This window comes from Micrococcus sp. HSID17227 (assembly GCF_003989405.1).
GTDB classification, from domain to species: domain Bacteria; phylum Actinomycetota; class Actinomycetes; order Actinomycetales; family Micrococcaceae; genus Micrococcus; species Micrococcus luteus.
This window is the reverse complement of sequence record NZ_RBLN01000148.1, coordinates 1-5,260: the sequence shown is the minus strand read 5'-3', so window position 1 is coordinate 5,260 and position 5,260 is coordinate 1. Positions and strand designations below refer to the sequence as shown.

The window sequence follows — 5,260 nt, the reverse complement described above, 5'->3', positions numbered from 1 at the left end:
CGTCGCGGTCCTTGCGGCCGCGGGCGCCGCCGAACGGGATCTCCTGCTCGCGGGCCAGCAGCGGGCGGCCGCCCTGGGTCATCATGCCCAGCGCGGCGGCCACACGCGCCGGCTCGACCTCGTGCTCGTCGACGTACGCGGCGACGATCTCACCGAACACCGCCAGCTCCTCCTCCGAGGCGCGCTCGAGGGTGCGGGTGATGCCGTCGGCGAAGCGGCGCTTGCGGGCCGCGTTGACGTCGGCGACGGAGGGCACGGCCATCTCCTCGACCTGCTGGCGGGTGGTCCGCTCGATCTGCTTGAGCAGGAAGCGCTCGCGCGGGGTCATGAAGAGCACGGCGTCGCCCTGGCGGCCGGCGCGGCCGGTGCGGCCGATGCGGTGCACGTAGGACTCGGCGTCCTGCGGGATGTCGTAGTTGACCACGTGCGAGATGCGCTCGACGTCCAGGCCGCGGGCGGCGACGTCGGTGGCCACGAGGATGTCCACGCGGCCGGCCTTCAGGTCCTCGACGGTCTTCTCGCGCTGCTTCTGGGCGATGTCGCCGGAGATGGCCACGGCCTTGAACCCGGCGCGCGTGAGCTTCTGGGCGAGCTCCTCGGTGCCGGCACGGGTGCGCACGAAGGCGATGACGCCGTCGTGCTCCTCGGTCTCGAGGATCCGGCTCAGGGCCTCGAACTTCCACTGGTGACCCACCTGCAGGTAGCGCTGGCGGATCGTGGCGGACGTCGTCGACTGACGGGCGACGGCCACCTCCTCCGGGGCGTTCAGGTACTGGGCGGAGATGCGGCGGATGGCCGGGGGCATGGTGGCGGAGAACAGCGCGGTCTGCTTCGTGTCCGGGGTGGAGGCGAGGATGCGGTCCACCTCCTCCGCGAAGCCCATGCGCAGCATCTCGTCCGCCTCGTCCAGCACGAGGGTCTGCAGGTCGGACAGGTCCAGCGAGCCGCGCTCGAGGTGGTCGATCACGCGGCCCGGCGTGCCGACGACGACCTGCGCGCCCCGGCGCAGTCCGGCCAGCTGCGGTCCGTAGGGGGAGCCGCCGTACACGGCGAGCACGGAGACGTCGTCGAGGTGCTTGGCGTAGCCGTCGAAGGCGTCGGCCACCTGGAGGGCGAGCTCGCGGGTCGGGGCGAGGACGAGCACCTGCGGGGTGTCCGCGCGCCCGTTCACGTCCGTGGTCTCGGCGAGTCGGGACAGCGCCGGCAGCGCGAACGCGCCGGTCTTGCCGGTGCCGGTCTGGGCCAGGCCCACGACGTCGCGGCCGTCCAGCAGCAGCGGGATGGTCGCCTCCTGGATCGGCGAGGGGTGGGTGTAGCCCAGGTCCTCGACGGCGGCCAGCACGCGGGCGTCCAGGCCGAGGTCCAGGAAGGTGGGGCCGGCGGGCTCGGCGGGGGTTTCGGGGGCGGCGGGCTCGGCGGCGTCGACCTGCGGGACGGTCCCGGTGGCCTCCTGCTCCGCCTCGGCGAGCTCGGGGGCGACGGTCTCCGCCTCGGGGGCGGTCTCCACGGGCGCGGCGGTCTCCGCCTCGGCGGTGGTCTGGGGATCGAGGATGTCGGACATGGGTCCTCCTGGGGGGATGCGCGGGCGCACGCCGGAGGACGTCGGTCGCGGGTCGACGTCGTGGGGCGCAGGGGCCAGCTGGGTCAGATGATTCCGTCCACCCGGCAGCCCCCGAGGGCCACGACGTTCGTGGCCCGCACACACATCTGCACAGACATCTGCAGTCCGGCGTGGCACACGCGTCCACGCTCACTCATCACAGGGGAAAGACCGGATCCGGTCTGATCAGTCTACGCCACCGGACTGCGTGGTGGGCTGTGCCCTCGGACACCCCGGCCGCGCACCGGCCGGGGAGATAGGCTCGGCACGTGCCCCAGAACAGCGAAGACCACCCCCTCGCCCGCGGGCTCGGCCGGGCCGCCGGCCGTGCCGCCCAGTCCTTCCGGGAGAGTCAGCGGGCCGACGACGCACGGCTGCGCGCCGAGCGCGCCCGCCTCGCCGCCGAGGACGAGGAGCGCCTGGGACGGCGTCGCGCGGACCGCGAGCGCGACCTGGCCGCGCGGGACGCGGCCGAGTCCGATGCCGGCCTCGTCCACCCGCTCCTGAAGGTCGCGCGCCTCTACTGGCTCGCGGTCACCGTGGTGCTGATCGGCATCGCGGGCGCGTTCCTCTGGAACGGGGCCCGCGCACAGGACAGCGGCGAGCCCGTCATCGATCCGCTCACCGGCATGGAGTCGGTGGGCGTGCTGGGCGGCGCGACGGGGCAGTTCACGATGGGCACCGCCGTCGCCCTGCTGGCCGCGGCGTCCCTGTGGGGCTGGATCGGTCTGCTGCGCCGCCGTCGTTCGGCGATCGGGACCCTGACGTTCATCGCCGTCCTGCTGGCCGCCCCCGCGTTCCTGCGGGCCAACGGCCTGCTGATCATCCTCGCCGTCGTGATGCTCCTGGGCGCCGCGCTCGTCTGGCTGCCGCCCGTGCACTCGCGCCTGCGGCGCTGAGCCCGCGCGTCCCGCCCCCGCCGGCGGGCGGCGGCGCCGCTCAGTCCTCCACGGGACGGGCGGAGGCGACGACGGGCCGGGCCGTGGCGAGGTCGTACTCCATGACCTGACGGCCGCCGATCCACACGCGCAGGGCCCGCTGCATGACATCGAGCGGGTCGCCGGACCAGAGCACCAGGTCGGCGTCCTTGCCCACCTCGAGGGAGCCGATGCGGTCGTCCAGCCCCAGCACGCGCGCGGGATGCAGGGTGATGGCGCGCAGGGCGGTCTCCCGGTCCAGGCCCTCCTTCACCGACAGCGCGGCCTGGTAGACGAGGAAGTCGATGGGCACCACCGGGTGGTCGGTGATGATGCTGATCTCGACGCCGGCCCGCGCCAGACGCCCCGGGTTGCGCATCGAGCGGCCCCGCAGCTCCGGCTTGGACTTGGTGGTGAACAGCGGGCCGATCAGCACCGGCACGCCGCGGGCCGCGAGCTGGCCGGCCAGCGGGTGCGCCTCGGTGCCGTGGTCCAGGACGAGGTCGTAGCCGAACTCGTCGGCCAGGCGCAGGGCGGTGGCGACGTCGTCCGTGCGGTGGCAGTGCTGGCGCCAGGGGATCGTGCGCTCCAGGACGAGGGCGAGGGCGTCGAGGTGGGGATCGCGAGTGAAGGGCTTGTCCTCGCGCTCGGCCTCCGCGCGGCGGGCCATGTAGCCCTGCGCCCGCAGGAACGCCTCGCGGATCACGAGGGCGGTGCCCAGCCGCGTGGACGGGGTGCGGCCCTTCTCCTTGTAGACGTTCTTGGGGTTCTCGCCGAGGGCGGACTTCACGCCCGAGGGGCTGCGCAGCACCATCTCGTCCACGGTGCGTCCGTGGGTGTGCAACGCGACCGCCTGGCCGCCGATCGGGTTGCCCGAGCCGGGGTTCACGTTCACGGTGGTCACCCCGCCGGCCAGGGCGTCCTTCCAGCCCGGCTCGTTCGGGTCGACGGCGTCGATCGCCCGCACCCCGGCCATCACGGGGTCCGTCATCTCGTTGACGTCCGCGGTCGCACCGACCTCGCCCTCGGCGTGCATGCCCAGGTGGACGTGCGCGTCCACGAAGCCGGGCAGCACCCAGCGTCCCTCGCAGTCCACCACCTCGGCGCCGTCGGGCGCCTCGACGTCGGGGCCGATCGCGGTGATCCGGCCGTCCTCGACGAGCAGGGTGCCGTCGAACGGCTCGGCGGCGACGGGGACGACATGGGCGTTGACGAAGGCGGTGAGGGTCATGACCGTCACACTACGCCGCCGGGTGCTCCCCACCCGTGCGCTTTGGGGGCGGTTTTGGGCGGTATCCGACGCGGATACCGCCCAAAACCGCCCCCAATCCGCTGGCGGACATCGGCCGGTCAGAGGCTGCCCAGAGCCCGTTCCAGGTCCGCCACGAGGTCCTCGGCGTCCTCGATGCCCACCGACAGGCGCAGCAGGTCGTCCGGGACGGCCAGCTCCGTGCCGGCCACGGACGCGTGGGTCATCTCCGCCGGGTAGTTCATCAGCGACTCGATGCCGCCCAGGGACTCGGCGAGCTGGAACAGGCGGGTCGACTCGGCCACGCGGCGGGCCGCCGCGGCACCGCCGGCCAGGCGCAACGAGACCATGCCGCCGAAACCGCGCATCTGGCGCCGCGCGAGCTCATGGCCGGGGTGGCCCGGCAGCCCCGGGTACAGCACCTGGGAGACCTCGGCGCGGCCGGTGAGCCACTCGGCGACGGCCTGGGCGTTGGCCTGGTGGCGGTCCATGCGCACCCCGAGCGTCTTGAGGCCGCGCGTGGTCAGGTACGCGTCCAGGGGCCCGTTCACGGCCCCCGCCGCGAACTGCTGGAACTTCACCTGCTCGGCGAGTGCGGCATCCGGGATCACGAGCGCCCCGCCGATCACGTCCGAATGGCCGCCGATGTACTTCGTGGTGGAGTGCACCACCACGTCCGCGCCGAGGGCGATCGGGGACTGCAGGTACGGCGTCGCGAAGGTGTTGTCCACCACGAGCAGGGCGCCGTGCGCGTGGGCCGCCTCGGCGACCGCGGCGACGTCGGAGATCTTCATCATCGGGTTGGACGGGGTCTCCAGCCACACCATGACCGGCCCCGTGGCGGCGGCGCGCTCGACGGCGGCGGCGACCTGCTCGGCGTCCCCCATGTCCACGACGACGTGCTCCACGCCCCAGGGGGCGAGCACGCGGGAGATGAGGCGGTAGGAGCCGCCGTACACGTCGTTGCCCAGCACGATCGTCATGCCCGGCCGGCCCGCGCCCATGATCAGCGCGGTCTCCGCGGCCAGGCCGGAGGCGAACGTGAGGCCGGTGGCCCGGGGCGCGCCGGACTCGTCGACGCCGGCCTCGAGCGCGGCCAGCTGCTCCTGCAGCGCGTCCCGGGTGGGGTTGGTGCCGCGGCCGTAGTCGTAGCCGCGCCGCAGCTCGCCGACGGCCGTGGGCGCGTACGTGCTCGAGAGGTGGATCGGCGGGACGACGGCGCCGAACACCTCATCCAGGTGCTGGCCCGCGTGCACGGCGCGCGTGCCGAAGCCTCCCCCCCGGGGGTGGGCGGCGGCGTCTTCGGCGCCGGTGTCGGGGGTGGTGGCGTGCGGGTCCTCGTGGACGTTCTGCTCGGTCATCTCAGGAGCCTCCTCGGAGAGATCGGGTCGGGTGGGGCGGGCACGGCCGGCGCGGCCGGCCTCAGGCGGTGACGTGGGCGAGGACGTCGTGCAGGGTGACGACGCCCTGGACGCGGCCGGCCTCGAGCACCAA

At 73.9% G+C, this 5,260-nt stretch carries 4 protein-coding genes; 1 reads left to right on the top strand and 3 read right to left on the bottom strand.

Features of this window, described 5'->3' with window-relative positions; all coding sequences use genetic code 11:
- On the bottom strand, positions 1–1,561 hold a 1,561-nt coding region (locus D8M29_RS08145), incomplete at its 3' end, for a DEAD/DEAH box helicase (protein ID WP_127445894.1).
- Positions 1,562–1,869: 308 nt separating this feature from the next.
- On the opposite strand from D8M29_RS08145, the gene D8M29_RS08140 reads away from it, so the two are divergent.
- The gene (locus D8M29_RS08140; RefSeq protein ID WP_036337595.1) at positions 1,870–2,499 is read left to right on the top strand and encodes a hypothetical protein; all 630 of its coding nucleotides are present in this window, start codon (positions 1,870–1,872) and stop codon (positions 2,497–2,499) included.
- Between the two features lie 40 nt (positions 2,500–2,539).
- On the opposite strand, the gene D8M29_RS08135 is transcribed toward D8M29_RS08140, so the two are convergent.
- Together D8M29_RS08135 and D8M29_RS08130 are read right to left on the bottom strand one after the other, a co-directional pair.
- The gene (locus tag D8M29_RS08135) at positions 2,540–3,748 is read right to left on the bottom strand and encodes an amidohydrolase (protein WP_095346306.1); all 1,209 of its coding nucleotides are present in this window, start codon (positions 3,746–3,748) and stop codon (positions 2,540–2,542) included.
- A gap of 119 nt (positions 3,749–3,867) precedes the next feature.
- Positions 3,868–5,127, bottom strand: coding sequence for a cystathionine gamma-synthase (locus D8M29_RS08130; protein ID WP_036383880.1), 1,260 nt, complete (start codon positions 5,125–5,127; stop codon positions 3,868–3,870).
- Between the last annotated feature and the right edge of the window lie 133 nt (positions 5,128–5,260).

Excerpts from the sequence above, each read along its gene's own strand:
- D8M29_RS08135 (WP_095346306.1), bottom strand. The coding sequence starts at position 3,748 with ATGACCCTCACCGCCTTCGTCAACGCCCATGTCGTCCCCGTCGCCGCC.
- D8M29_RS08130 (WP_036383880.1), bottom strand. The coding sequence starts at position 5,127 with ATGACCGAGCAGAACGTCCACGAGGACCCGCACGCCACCACCCCCGAC.